The sequence below is a fragment of the Variovorax sp. OK212 genome (assembly GCF_900112425.1).
Lineage (GTDB): Bacteria > Pseudomonadota > Gammaproteobacteria > Burkholderiales > Burkholderiaceae_C > Variovorax.
Genome location: NZ_FOLP01000006.1, coordinates 112,132 through 125,133 on the forward strand (window position 1 = coordinate 112,132; position 13,002 = coordinate 125,133).

Sequence of the window (13,002 nt, forward strand, 5' to 3'; positions counted from 1 at the left end):
GATGACTCCGACGACACCGGCAACCGACATGACCAGGCGCACCCCCACCACCTTCTTCGCCGCGGACGCCCTCGCGGGCCGCGTGGCCGTGGTCACCGGCGGCTCGTCGGGCATCGGCCTGGCCACCGTCGAGCTGCTGCTGGGTTGCGGCGCCTCGGTGGCGCTGTGCGGGCGCAACGCCGAGCGGCTCGACGCGGCCGTGGCCGGCCTGCGCAAGCATCAGCCCAACGCCAGGCTCTTCGCGCAGCCCTGCGACGTGCTCGACGCCGGCTCGGTGCGCGCCTTCGCCGCCGCCAGCGAAGCGGCGCTCGGCCCGGCCTCGATGCTCATCAACAACGCCGGGCAGGGCCGTGTCTCCACCTTCGCCGATACCGACGACGCGGCCTGGACCGAAGAGCTCAACCTGAAGTTCTTCTCGGTGATCAACCCCACGCGCGCCTTCCTGCCGCAACTGGCGGCGCAGCGCACGGCGCTGGGCGACGCGTCCATCGTCTGCGCCAACTCGCTGCTGGCACGCCAGCCCGAGCCGCACATGGTCGCCACCTCGGCCGCGCGCGCCGGCTTGCTGAACCTGGTGCGCTCCATGGCCACCGAGTTCGCGCCGCAGGGCGTGCGCGTCAACGGCATCCTGATCGGGCTGGTCGAGTCGGGCCAGTGGCGCCGCCGCTTCGAGGCGCGCGAGGACAAGTCGCTCGACTGGGCCGCCTGGAGCGGCCAGCTCGCGAAGAACAAACACATTCCGCTGGCGCGCCTGGGGCTTCCGAGCGAAGCCGCGCGCGCCGTCCTTTTTCTTGCTTCACCGCTCGCGTCCTATACGACGGGCTCCCACATCGACATTTCCGGAGGCCTCTCGCGCCATGCATAACCCCACCCACACCGTCACCGTCGGCGCCGTCGTCGCCGCCTTCCTCGAGCAGTGCGGCGTCAAGGCAGCCTTCGGCGTGATCTCGATCCACAACATGCCCATCCTCGATGCCTTCGCGCAGCGCGGCACGGTGCGCTTCATCTCGGCGCGGGGCGAGGCCGGCGCGGGCAACATGGCCGACGCCTACGCACGCTCCACCGCCAGCCTGGGCGTGTGCATCACCAGCACCGGCCCGGCCGCCGGCAACATCGCGGGCAGCATGGTCGAGGCCCTGACGGCCGGCGCGCCGCTGCTGCACATCACCGGGCAGATCGAGACGCCGTACCTCGACAAGGGCATGTCGTACATCCACGAGGCGCCCGACCAGCTCACCATGCTCAAGGCCGTGTCGAAGGCCGCGCTGCGCGTGCGCAGCGTCGAGACGGTGCTCGGCACGCTCAAGCGCGCGGTACAACTTGCCCTCACGGCGCCGACCGGCCCGGTCAGCGTGGAGATTCCGATCGACATCCAGTCGGCGCTGACGACGATGCCGGCCGACCTGTCGCCGCTGCCCATCGAACGCCCCGTGCCGTCGGCCGCCGCGCTCGACGCGCTGGCCGCGCGCCTGGCCGCTGCCCGGCGCCCGATGCTGTGGGTCGGCGGCGGTGCCCGCCATGCGCGCGGCGCCATCCAGCGCCTGCAGAAGCTCGGCTTCGGTGTCGTCACCACCACGCAGGGCCGCGGCACGGTGCCCGAGGACGACGCGGGCTCGCTCGGCGCCTACAACATCCAGAAGCCGGTCGAGGCCCTGTACCAGACCTGCGACGCGATGCTCGTGGTCGGCTCGCGCCTGCGCGGCAACGAAACGCTCAAGTACGAACTGAAGCTGCCCCGCACGCTGTACCGCATCGATGCCGACGCCGCCGCCGAAGGCCGCTGCTACGCCTCAGAAGTCTTCGTCTGCGGCGATTCCGCGCTGGCCCTCGACGGCCTGGCCGACCGCCTCGAAGCCGCGAAGTACAAGGCCGACCCGCAACTGCTGGTCGATCTGCGCGCCGCGCACGACCAGGCGGTCGCGGGGCTGCGTGACGGCCTCGGCCCGTATGCCGAACTCGTGCGCCAGCTCCAGTCGGTGGCCGGACGCAACTTCAACTGGGTGCGCGACGTCACTGTCTCCAACAGCACCTGGGGCAACCGCGAGCTGCGCGTGTTCGAGCCGAGCGCCGGCGTGCACGCCACCGGCGGCGGCATCGGCCAGGGCATGCCCATGGCCATCGGCGCGGCCATCGGCGCGGCGGTGACCGGCTCGGGCCGCAAGACCTTCTGCCTGGCTGGCGACGGTGGCTTCATCCTGAACCTGGGCGAGCTGGCCTGCATGGTGCAGGAGAAGGCGCCCATGGTGATCGTGCTCATGAACGACAAGAGCTACGGCGTCATCAAGAACATCCAGGACGCGCAGTACGGCGGCCGCCAGTGCTATGCCGAGCTGCACACGCCCGACTACGACCTGCTGTGCAAGTCGCTCGCGCTGCCGCACGCCCGCGTGCAGGACCTGGCCGACCTGCCGCGGCGCCTGGGCGAAGCGCTGGCGGCCGAAGGCCCGTTCCTGCTGGAGATCGACATGCTGTCGATCGGCAGCTTCAAGACCACCTTTGCCGGCCCGCCGACCAACACGGTCACGCAGATTCCGGCGCTCGGCACGGCGAAGTAAGTGAGCGAAGCCCGTTCCATGACCGCACTCACGCGCATCGCACTCGTCGGCTGCGGAGCCATCGGCACCTCGGTGCTCGAACTGCTCCGCGGCGATGCCGCCCTGAAGGTGGTGGCCGTCGTCGTGCCCGCCGAAGCCATCGCCGCCGCGCAGCAGGCCGTGCGGGAGGCCGCACCCGACGCGCACGTGGGCAGCGCCGTGCCCGCCGACGGCATCGACCTCGTGGTGGAGACCGCGGGCCATGCCGCCATCGAGCAGCACGTGCTGCCCGCGCTGGCACGCGGCACGCCCTGCGTGGTCGCCTCGGTCGGCGCGCTGTCGGCCGCCGGCTTCGCGGAGAAGCTCGAGGCCGCCGCCGTGGCCGGCCGCACGCAGGTGCAGCTGATTCCAGGCGCCATCGGTGCCATCGACGCACTCGCCGCGGCCCGCATCGGCGGCCTCGACAGCGTGCGCTACACCGGCCGCAAGCCGCCGCAGGCCTGGAAGGGCACGCCGGCCGAGCAGGGCCGCGACCTCGACGCGCTGTCGAAGGAAACCGTGATCTTCGAAGGCAGCGCGCGCGAGGCGGCCTTGCTGTACCCGAAGAACGCCAACGTCGCGGCCACCGTGTCGCTCGCGGGCCTGGGGCTCGACAAGACCCTGGTGCGCCTCATTGCCGACCCCGCCACCGCCGAGAACGTGCACACCGTCGAAGCCGAGGGCGCCTTCGGCAGCTTCGAGCTGACGATGCGCAACAAGCCGCTCGCGGCCAACCCCAAGACCTCCGCGCTGACCGTGTACAGCGCCGTGCGTGCGCTGCGCAACCGCGTGGCCGCGCTCGCCATCTGAGCGTTCGAACCTGAGCTTTCGAGTCACCCCATGATGATTTCTTCCGAACTCCTTCCGATCTGCATTGCCGGCGAATGGCGCCTGGGCGGCGGCGACGTCTACGAAAGCCTGTACCCCGCCACGGGCGAGCCCATCGCGCGCCTGAAGGCCGCGAGCCTCGCCGACGTGGAAGAGGCCATCACCCGCGCCGACCACGCCTTCCGCACCAGCGGCTGGGCCCAGCGCCTGCCGCACGAGCGCGCCGCCGTGCTGCACCGCGTGGCGCAGCTGATCCGCGAAGAGGGCGAGCCGCTCGCGCAGAAGCAGCGCCTGGACAACGGCAAGCCCATCACCGAAACGCGCAACCTCGTGGCCAGCGCCGCGGCCACCTTCCAGTTCTTTGCCGCCGCGCTCGAGACGCTCGAGGAAACCATCACGCCGTCGCGCGGCGCGTTCGTCACGATGAGCGTGCACGAGCCCATGGGCGTGGTCGCGGCCATCACGCCGTGGAACTCGCCCATTGCCAGCGAGGCGCAGAAGCTGGCGCCCGCGCTGGCCGCGGGCAACGCGGTGGTCGTGAAGCCCGCCGAAGTCACGCCGCTGATGGCGCTGGAACTGGCCCGCATCTGCGAGCTGGCCGGCGTGCCCAAGGGCATCGTGAGCGTGCTGCCGGGCAAGGGCTCGGTCATCGGCGACGCCATCACCAAGCACCCGCTGGTCAAGCGCGTGTCGTTCACCGGCGGCACCACCACCGGCAGGCACATCGCGCACATCGCGGCCGACAAGATGATGCCGGTGTCGCTGGAGCTGGGCGGCAAGTCGCCCACCATGGTGCTGGACGACGCCGACCTCGACCATGCGGTGAACGGCGTGCTGTACGGCATCTTCAGTTCGTCGGGCGAGTCGTGCATTGCGGGCTCGCGCCTGTTCGTGGCGCGCGGCATCTACGACGAGTTCCTCACGCGGCTGGCCGAAGGCGCCAACGCACTGCGCGTGGGCGACCCGGCTTCGGAGCGCACGCAGATGGGCCCGCTCATCACGGCGAAGCACCGCGAAGGCATCGAGCGCTACGTGGACCTCGGCGTGTCCGAAGGCGGCAGGATTCGCACGGGCGGCGTGCGCCCGCACGGCGCGGGCTACGACAACGGCTATTTCTACAAGCCGACCATCATCGAAGGCCTGACCAACAGCGCGCGCACCAGCCAGGAAGAAATCTTCGGCCCGGTGCTGGTCGCGATGCCCTTCGACAACGAGGAAGAACTCATCGCGCAGGCCAACGACAGCGTCTATGCATTGGCCGCCGGTGTGTGGAGCCGAGACTTCAAGCGCGCCTGGAAGCTGGGCCGCGCGGTGCAGGCCGGCACGGTCTGGGTCAACACCTACAAGCAGTTCTCCGTGTCCACGCCGTTCGGCGGCTGGCGCGACAGCGGCCTGGGCCGCGAGAAGGGCCGCGAAGGCATCTTCCAGTACATGGAGCAGAAGAGCATGTACTGGGGCACCAACGAACAACCGCTCCCGTGGGCGAACTGAAGAGGAGCGCACCATGAGCGTACTTGGCATCGACCAGATCACCTACGGCGCGGACGACCTGCCCGCCTGCCGCCAGTTCTTCGAGGACTGGGGCCTCGCGTTGAAGTCGCAGGCCGCCGACGAACTCGTCTTCGAATGCCTCAACGGCTGCAAGGTGGTCGTTGCGGCGTTGGACAAGCCGGGCCTGCCGCCCGCGATGGAAGAGGGCCCGACGCTGCGCGAAGTGGTGTGGGGCGTGGAGAGCGAGGCCGACCTCGAACGCTACGCCGCGGCCATCGCGCAAGACCCGGCCTTCTTCGACGCCACCGTCGACGGCGCGCGCCGCATCGGCTGCACCGACCCCAACGGCCTGGCCGTGCGCCTGCAGGTGAGCCGCAAGCACGCGGTGCAGGTCGACTGCGGCGCCATGAACACCTGGAACGCCAAGCCGCGCGTGAACCAGGCCGCGCCCATCTACGAGCGCGCCACGCCCATCGAGGTGGGCCACGTGGTGTTCTTCGTGAACGACGTGAAGACCACCAGCGCGTTCTACGCGCAGCGCTTCGGCTTCGTCGCGTCCGACAGCTACCCCAACCGGGGCGCCTTCATGCGCTGCGCGGCCGAGGGCGGCCACCACGACCTGTTCCTGCTGCAGATTCCTTCGGGCAAGCGCGGGCTCAACCACGTGGCCTTCACCGTGCGCGACATCCACGAGGTGTTCGGCGGCGGGCTGCACTTCTCGCGGCGCGGCTGGGAAACCCAATTGGGCCCGGGCCGCCACCCGGTGTCGTCCGCGTACTTCTGGTACTTCAAGAACCCGGCCGGCGGCCTCATCGAGTACTACGCCGACGAAGACCAGCTCACCGCCGACTGGCAGCCGCGCGAGTTCGAGCCCGGCCCCACGGTGTTCGCCGAATGGGCGGTCGACGGCGGCCTCGACGGCCACACGCGCCGCCAGAAGAACGCCGAAGGCCCGAAAGGTGCTTTCCTGACCGAGAAGAAATGAAGTTCACGACGACCACCACCATGCAAAGACGTTTCTCTTTTTCCGTTCTGTTCGCCGCCCTCACGGCCTTCACCCTGGCCGCGCCGGTGCACGCGCAGCAGATCGATGCGCAGAAGCAGCTCGCCAGCGAGCGCTTCACCATCATCTCGCCGTTCCCGCCCGGCGGCCCGGTCGACACGCTGGCCCGCGTGCTGTCCGAAGGCCTGACCAAGCGCTACGGCCAGGCGGCCGTGGTCGACAACCAGGTGGGCGCGGCCGGCAACATCGGCATGGACAAGGTCAAGCGCGCCAAGGGCGACGGCCACACGCTGCTGGTGATTCCCGCGGGCAACGTCACCATCAACCCGACGCTGATGCCCAACTTCCCGTTCGACATGGCGAAGGACTTCGTGCCCATCACCATGCTGGCCAAGGCGCCCAACGTGCTGGTGGCCTCGCCGGCCTCGGGCATCAAGAACGCCAAGGAACTTGTGGCGCAGGCCAAGGCCAAGCCCAACACGCTGTCGTACGCCTCGCCGGGCGTGGGCAGCGGCCTGCACCTGGCGGGCGAGCTGTTCAAGCAGCAGGCCGGCATCGACATGCTGCACGTGCCCTACAAGGGCACGGCGCCCGCGCTCAACGACGTGCTGGGCGGCTCGGTGCCGCTGATGTTCAGCAACCTGCCCGCGACGCTGCCGTTCCTGAAGCAAGGCAAGCTGGTGGCCATCGGCGTGACCGAAGCCAAGCGCAGCGCCGCCGCACCCGACATTCCGACGCTGGCGGAGCAGGGCATCCAGGGCGTGACCGTCACCTCGTGGTACGGCCTGATGGCGCCCAGGGGCACGCCGCCCGCGGTGGTCGAGCAACTGGCCAAGGACGCGGCCGAGATGCTCTCGCAGCCCGACGTGCGCGAGCGCCTGAAGGTGCAGGGCATGGCCGACGCCGCCATGAAGCCGGCCGAGTTCGCCGCCTACATCCGCGATGAAACGGCCGTGTGGGCCAGGATCATCAAGGCCCGCAACATCGTGGCCGAGTAAGCCGGCCCAACGCGCAAGGAAAGCCTCTCCATGAAGACAAGCGAATCCACCATCGGCATCGTGGGCGCCGGCATCGGCGGCCTGGTGGCAGCCATTGCGCTGCGCCGCGCCGGCCACGACGTGATCGTGTTCGAACAGGCGAAGCAGTTCGCCCGCGTCGGCGCCGACATCAACCTCACGCCCAACGCGGTGCGCGCCCTCGACGGCCTCGGCGTAGGCGAGGCCGCCCGCGTGACCGCGGCGCGCCCGTCGCACCGCATCAGCCGCACCTACGACACCGGCGAGGAAACCTCGCGCCTGGAAATGGCCGATTCGGCCGAGCAGCGCTACGGTGCGCCGCAGCTCACCATCCACCGCGCCGACCTGCTGGCCGCACTGGCCGAGATGTTCCCGGCGGAGCAGGTGGCGCTGGGCAAGCGCGCCGAGACCATCGCGCCCGACGAAAAGGGCGTGACCATCGCCTTCACCGACGGCACCAGCGCCCGCGTGGGCGCGCTCATCGGCGCCGACGGCATTCATTCGTGCGTGCGCACGGCCATGTTCGGCGCCGAGAGCCCGCGCTTCACCGGCATCGTGGCCTACCGTGCCGTGGTGCCCGCCGAGCGCGTGGCCGGCGTGCCCAACCTGGGCGCCTTCACCAAGTGGTGGGGCCCGAACCCGCAGAGCCAGATCGTCACCTTCCCGCTGAACCGCGGCAAGGACATCTTCATTTTCGCCACCACGCCGCAGGACACCTGGCACCTGGAGTCGTGGACCGCGCCGGGCAGCGTGGACGAACTGCGCGAGCAGTACGTGGCCTACCACCCCGAGGCGCGCGCCTTGCTCGACGCCTGCGACACGGTGCTGAAGACCGCGCTGTACGAGCGCGACCCGATGCCCGCCTGGGCACAAGGCCGCATGGCGCTGCTGGGCGACGCCGCGCACCCGATGCTGCCCTTCATGGCGCAGGGCGCGGGCATGGCCATCGAAGACGCGGTGGTGCTGTCGCGCCATCTCGACGGCGTGGCCATGGCCGATGTGCCGGCCGCGCTGAAGGACTTCGAGCGGGCACGCATCGAGCGCGCCAGCCAGGTGCAGCTCGGCTCGCGCGGCAACAACTGGCTGCGCGAAGGCGGCAACGCCGACTGGGTCTACGCCTACGACGCCTGGGCCGCGCCGCTGGGCGCACCGGCCTTGGCCGCCGAAGCGGCTGCCTGATCCCTTTCACCTCACCCCACGGAGGCACACGATGCAACAAGACCGCTACCTGCAACCGCACCAGGCGCGCCAGCGCCCCGCGACCACCTACGAAGACCTGCTGGGCGACGTGATCGAGCGCGCCTTTGGCGACGGCATCCACGACCTGCCGGGCCTGGTGCAGCGCCTGAACGACAGCGGCCTGGCCACCCCCGGCGGCCAGCCGTGGACCGAGGCGCTGTACCGCAAGGAAATGGCCACGCTGGCCGGCTGAGAGGAACCCCCATGACCATCGCCATTCACCCCGCCGCGGCCGACCCGGTCGACCATCTGCTCGAGATCGGCCTGAAGGACCTCTGGTACCCGATCTGCCCCTCGCACTTCATCAAGGAGAACCCCATCTCCCTGCGCCGCCTCGGCCGCAAGCTCGCGCTGTGGCGCGACGGCGAAGGCGTGCTGCATGCGCTGGAAGACCGTTGCCCGCACCGCGGCGCGCCGCTGTCGCAGGGCGTGGTGCTCGGCGACCGGCTCTCGTGCCCGTACCACGGCGTGGAAGTGCGCCACGACGGCGTGGTCACGCGCGTGCCCGGCAGCCCCGGCTGCAAGCTCGAGGGCTCGCAGGCCACGCGGCACTTTCATGTGCAGGAGCGCGCGGGCGCCGTGTTCCTCTACAACTCGAAGGAATCGGTCGACGTGCCGCCGCCGCTTGTGCTGCCCGAGCAGCTCACAGACGACGCCGAGTACGCGTCCTTCCTCTGCTACACCGAGTGGAAGGGCGACTACCGCTACGTGCTGGACAACGTGATGGACCCGATGCACGGCACCTACCTGCACAAGCAGTCGCACTCGATGGCCGAGGGCGACTCCAGCGCCAAGTTCGGCATTCGCCAGACCGACATCGGCTTCGTGTTCGAGAAGGAAGGCCAGCGCAACGTCAACTTCGACTGGACCGAGTGGGCCGACACCGGCATGCACTGGATGCGCCTGGAAATCCCGTACCCCAAGACGGGCGGCCCCGGCGGCAACTTCATCATCATCGGCGCCTTCTCGCCCATGGTGAAGGGCATGACGGCCACCTTCTTCTGGCGCGTGCGCAAGCTGCCCAAGGACTGGCAGCGCGACACCTGGCGCTTCCTGTACAGGAACCGCCTCGAGGCGCGCCACTGGCATGTGCTGGAGCAGGACCGCGTGATGCTCGAGGAGATGGAGGCCGACGCCAACCAGCACGAGAACCTGTACCAGCACGACCTGGGCATCGTTCGGCTGCGCCGCCACATGCGCAACCTGGCGGTGGCGCAGCTGGCTGAAGAGAGCAAGACGGCCGAGGCCGCCACGGCCTGAGCGGGAGCGAGCGCAGCCATGTCTTCCCCCACGCTGAACGCCCTCGTGCACACCATGCGCTACGAGGCCGACGGCATCGTGAGCGTCGAGTTCCGACCGGCCACGCCGGCCGTGGACTTCCCCGCCTTCGAGGCCGGCTCCCACATCGACCTGCACCTGCCCAACGGCCTGGTGCGCAGCTACTCGCTGTGCAACCCTTCGAGCGAGCGCCAGCGCTACGTGGTGGGCGTGCTCAACGACCGCAAGAGCCGCGGCGGCTCGCGCTACGTGCACCAGCAGCTGCGCGTGGGCATGACGCTGCCCATCTCGGCGCCGCGCAACAACTTCAAGCTGGAAGAGGGCGCCGCGCGCTCGGTGCTGGTGGCCGGCGGCATCGGCGTGACGCCCATCTGGTGCATGCTGCAGCGGCTGGTGGCGCTGGGCAAGCCGGTCGAAATCCTCTATTGCGCACGCACGCGCAAAGAGGCGGCCTTCTGCGAAGCCATCGACGCGCTGGCCAAGGAAAAGTCGGTGCAGCTCACCTGGCACTTCAACGAAGAGAAGGGCGCGCCGCCCGACCTGGCCGGCCTGCTCGCGGGCAAGGGCGCCGACAGCCACTACTACTGCTGCGGCCCCACGCCGATGCTCGACGCCTTCGAGAAGAGCTGCGAGCAGCTCGGCTATGCCAACGCGCACATCGAGCGCTTTGCCGCGGTGCACGTGGAGGCGCCGAGCGCCACGCAGAGCTGCGTGGTCGAGTGCGCCAAGAGCGGCAAGAGCGTCGAGGTGCCCGCGGGCAAGTCGATCCTCGACAGCCTGATCGACGCCGGCCTCAACCCCGACCACAGCTGCAAGGAAGGCGTGTGCGGTGCCTGCGAGACCTCTGTGCTCGAAGGCGAGATCGACCACCATGACGGCATCCTCACCAAGATCGAGCGTGCGTCCAACAAGACCATGATGATCTGCGTCTCGCGCTGCAAGGGCGCGCGGCTGGTGCTCGACATCTGAACCCAAGGCCTCCGGCCAGAAGAAGAACCCCCCGAGACATTCCATGAAAAAGTACTTGCTCACGCTGGTTTCGATCAGCGCGGCTGGCGGAGCGCTGGCCCAATCTTCCCTCACGCTGTTCGGCGTGGTCGACGCCGCCGTCACCTACACCAAGGGCAGCGGCGACGGTTCGGCCCACAAGACGCAGCTGACCAACAGCGGCAACATGTTCAGCCGCCTGGGCTTTCGCGGCACCGAGGACCTGGGCGGCGGCTACTCCGCCAACTTCTGGCTCGAGATGGGCCTGCAGAACGACAACGCCACCGGCTTTCCCTCGAACTCGAACAACCAGGCCAGCGGCAACGGCACCGCGGGCGTGCTGAGCTTCAACCGCCGCTCCACCGTGAGCCTGGCGGGCGCCTTCGGCGAAGTGCGGCTGGGCCGCGACTACGTGCCGGCCTTCTGGAACACGGCCATCTTCGACCCCTTCGGCACGGGCAGCGGCATCGGCGCCAACCAGATCTATTTCTCGGGCCTGGGCGGGCTGGTCGCGCCCACCGGCACGCGCGCCTCGAACAGCATCGGCTACCTGCTGCCGGCCAGCCTCGGCGGCTTCTACGGGCAGGTGATGTACGCCATGGGCGAGAACGACTCCAACTCGGTGCTGCCCAACACGCTGGTGCCGAACCGGCACGACGGCGACCACACCGGCGCGCGCTTCGGCTACCAGAGCGGCGGGCTCAACATCGCGCTGGCCACCGGCCGCACGCGCTACGCGAGCGGCGACCTGCGCGTGACCAACCTGGGCGCGGCCTACACCTTCGACGCATCGCTCATGAACCTCAAGCTCACGAGCGAGCTGTACAAGGAGTCGAAGGGCAGCACCGACGCCAAGGGCGCGCTCATCGGCTTCCAGCTGCCCGTCGGACCCGGCGAGATCAAGGCCTCGTATGCGCGCTACCGGGTCGAGCCGGCCGGCGCGCTGCTCAAGCCCACGTCGTCGAAGCTGGCCATCGGCTACGTGCACAACCTCTCCAGGCGCACCGCGCTGTACGCCACCATCGCGCGCATCACCAACAGCAACGGCGCGTCGGCGAGCCTGTCGGGCGCGATCACCGCGGCGAACCACGCCTCCAGCGGCGCCGAGTTCGGCATGCGCCACGCGTTCTAGGACGCCCGGCGCCCATCACCCCACACCCGCAGGACACGCCATGCAGAGCAGCAAGAACTTTCGTTGGTACGGCGTCATCACGCTGTTCGTGATCGTCGCGATCTCCTACGTGGACCGCATCAACATCGCGGTGCTCATCACCGACAAGGCGTTCCTGGCGCACGTGGGCCTCGCGGCGGACGACCGCGTGGGCCAGGGCTTCCTGGCCACGGCCTTCATGCTGGGCTACGGCGTGTCGGCCTTCGTGCTCACGCCGTTCTGCTCGGCGCTGTTCGGCGTGCGGCGCAGCCTGGTGTACGGGCTCGTCCTGTGGGGCGTGGTGACCTGGGCCTCGCCCATGTTCCACAGCTACGGCATGCTGCTGGCCTCGCGCATCCTGCTGGGCGTGTCCGAAGGGCCGCTGTTCTCGCTGGCCTCGGCCTACATCAAGGCGCATTTCCGCAGCGACGAGAACGGCAAGCCCAACGCCTTCGTGAACATGGGCACCGGGCTGGGCCTGGCGGTGGGCTATCCGCTGGTGGGCTACCTGCTCACGCAGTTCGCCTGGGACACCTCGTTCCACGTGCTCGGCGTCATGAACATCGCGCTGGGCATTCCGTTGGTGCTGGCCTTCGTGCGCATGCCGCCCACGCAGGCCGACGGCGTGAAGCCCTCGTCGTTCGGCGAAGCGATGGCGCGCGTGGGCGGCATCGTGCGCGGCGCGCTGCACACGCGGCACCTGTTCCTCATCACGCTGCTGACCTCGGCCGCGCTGGCCTACCTCTGGGGCAGCAGCAACTGGCTGCCGACCTACCTGCGCGAGGCGCGCGGCTTCTCGCTGCGCGAGATGGGCTGGCTGGCCTCGCTGCCGCAGTACGCCACGGTGCTCGCGGTGTTCGTGGGCGGCGTGCTGATCGACAAGGTCGGGCGCGAGCGCGTGCCTTTCATCTTCATGGGCGCGAGCGTGGGCGTGGCGCTGTCGGTGCTGATGGCCATCAACGCACGCGACCCGTACGCGGCGGCGTGCTGCCTGGTGGCGGCCAACTTCTTCTGGGGGCTGCAGAGCCCGGCCATCCCGAGCACGGTGCAGTACTGCTCGCGGCCCGAGCACACGGCCAGCGCGTTCGGCGTGACCAACGGCGCGGGAAGCCTGGTGGCGGGCTTCATGCCGGCGCTGATGGGCGGCGTGATCGCGGCGGTGTCGCATGGCTCCGGCGCTGCGGGTGCTGCAGGTGGCGCAGTGACTTCGGCCGCTTCCGCATCGGGTTTCTTCGCGGGCTTCGCGTTGCTCATCGGCACGCAGGTGGTGGTGTTCTTCTGCGGTCTCATGCTGTGGTTGCGCGACCGCTCGCGCGGTGCCGCCGCGGTCTCTGGTTCACAGCTTTCATAGCCATCCGAAGGGCTTGTACCTTCGTACTGCACGGGGACTGTGGCCGCCCGGTCACAGTGCGTGCAGCCGATTTTCATCACCTGCGT

12 protein-coding genes are annotated in these 13,002 nt (G+C 69.5%); all 12 read left to right on the plus strand.

Annotated features, from left to right (window positions below):
• Positions 1-28 precede the first annotated feature (28 nt).
• From BM004_RS19460 to BM004_RS19515, 12 genes are read left to right on the plus strand one after another with little or no spacing between them, the layout of a single operon-like run.
• Complete coding sequence (locus tag BM004_RS19460; RefSeq protein ID WP_093215926.1) at positions 29-865, plus strand: SDR family oxidoreductase; 837 nt, start codon at positions 29-31, stop codon at positions 863-865.
• On the plus strand, positions 858-2,555 hold the full coding sequence (locus BM004_RS19465; RefSeq protein ID WP_093215928.1) for a thiamine pyrophosphate-binding protein: 1,698 nt from the start codon (positions 858-860) through the stop codon (positions 2,553-2,555). The genes BM004_RS19460 and BM004_RS19465 overlap by 8 nt, the downstream gene beginning before the upstream one ends.
• 18 nt (positions 2,556-2,573) lie before the next feature.
• Positions 2,574-3,383, plus strand: coding sequence for an aspartate dehydrogenase (locus BM004_RS19470; RefSeq protein WP_093216331.1), 810 nt, complete (start codon positions 2,574-2,576; stop codon positions 3,381-3,383).
• A 33-nt stretch (positions 3,384-3,416) separates the two neighbouring features.
• The gene (locus BM004_RS19475) at positions 3,417-4,892 is read left to right on the plus strand and encodes an aldehyde dehydrogenase (RefSeq protein ID WP_093216334.1); all 1,476 of its coding nucleotides are present in this window, start codon (positions 3,417-3,419) and stop codon (positions 4,890-4,892) included.
• A 13-nt stretch (positions 4,893-4,905) separates the two neighbouring features.
• Entirely contained in the window at positions 4,906-5,877 is a 972-nt protein-coding gene (locus tag BM004_RS19480) for a VOC family protein (RefSeq protein ID WP_093215931.1), read from the plus strand.
• Between the two features lie 20 nt (positions 5,878-5,897).
• Positions 5,898-6,893, plus strand: a complete 996-nt coding sequence (locus BM004_RS19485; RefSeq protein WP_093216336.1) for a Bug family tripartite tricarboxylate transporter substrate binding protein — start codon at positions 5,898-5,900, stop codon at positions 6,891-6,893.
• A 30-nt stretch (positions 6,894-6,923) separates the two neighbouring features.
• Positions 6,924-8,090, plus strand: coding sequence for an FAD-dependent monooxygenase (locus BM004_RS19490; RefSeq protein WP_093215933.1), 1,167 nt, complete (start codon positions 6,924-6,926; stop codon positions 8,088-8,090).
• 31 nt (positions 8,091-8,121) lie between these two features.
• Complete coding sequence (locus BM004_RS19495; RefSeq protein WP_093129672.1) at positions 8,122-8,343, plus strand: recombinase-like helix-turn-helix domain-containing protein; 222 nt, start codon at positions 8,122-8,124, stop codon at positions 8,341-8,343.
• An 11-nt stretch (positions 8,344-8,354) separates the two neighbouring features.
• Positions 8,355-9,410 carry an aromatic ring-hydroxylating oxygenase subunit alpha gene (locus BM004_RS19500; protein ID WP_093129673.1) on the plus strand — a complete coding sequence of 352 codons (1,056 nt, stop codon included), beginning with the start codon at positions 8,355-8,357 and terminating at the stop codon, positions 9,408-9,410.
• A gap of 18 nt (positions 9,411-9,428) precedes the next feature.
• Positions 9,429-10,397, plus strand: coding sequence for a PDR/VanB family oxidoreductase (locus BM004_RS19505; RefSeq protein WP_093215936.1), 969 nt, complete (start codon positions 9,429-9,431; stop codon positions 10,395-10,397).
• Between the two features lie 43 nt (positions 10,398-10,440).
• Positions 10,441-11,547 carry a porin gene (locus BM004_RS19510; RefSeq protein ID WP_093215938.1) on the plus strand — a complete coding sequence of 369 codons (1,107 nt, stop codon included), beginning with the start codon at positions 10,441-10,443 and terminating at the stop codon, positions 11,545-11,547.
• 40 nt (positions 11,548-11,587) lie between these two features.
• Positions 11,588-12,916 carry an MFS transporter gene (locus BM004_RS19515; protein WP_093215940.1) on the plus strand — a complete coding sequence of 443 codons (1,329 nt, stop codon included), beginning with the start codon at positions 11,588-11,590 and terminating at the stop codon, positions 12,914-12,916.
• The last annotated feature ends 86 nt before the right edge of the window (positions 12,917-13,002 follow it).